Here is a 232-nt window from a genome sequence, read left to right as displayed (position 1 = left end):
ACATAGGTGTCGGCGACGTCGGCGTCAGTGACGGTCCCGGCGCCGCTTTCCCAGTCGCCGGCGGCGGCGATCCGGGCGAGATCGCGGATATCCTCCCCGAAAAAGCTGTCGTGTCGAAGTACCAGCTTGAAGCCATTGTCCTCGGCGGGATTATGGCTGCCCGTTACCTGTATGCCGCCATCCACTTCTAGCGTGGCTTCCGCGAAATAGAGCATCGGCGACGGCCCCAGGC

1 pseudogene is annotated in these 232 nt (G+C 63.8%); it reads right to left on the bottom strand.

Annotated features, from left to right (window positions below):
- Window positions 1-215, bottom strand: a pseudogene (locus tag P9228_RS30940) (phosphomannomutase/phosphoglucomutase); the annotation flags it as partial.
- Window positions 216-232 lie beyond the last annotated feature (17 nt).

This window comes from Mesorhizobium sp. WSM4898 (assembly GCF_029625845.1).
Classification (GTDB): domain Bacteria; phylum Pseudomonadota; class Alphaproteobacteria; order Rhizobiales; family Rhizobiaceae; genus Mesorhizobium.
This window is presented reverse-complemented; position numbering and strand designations above follow the sequence as displayed.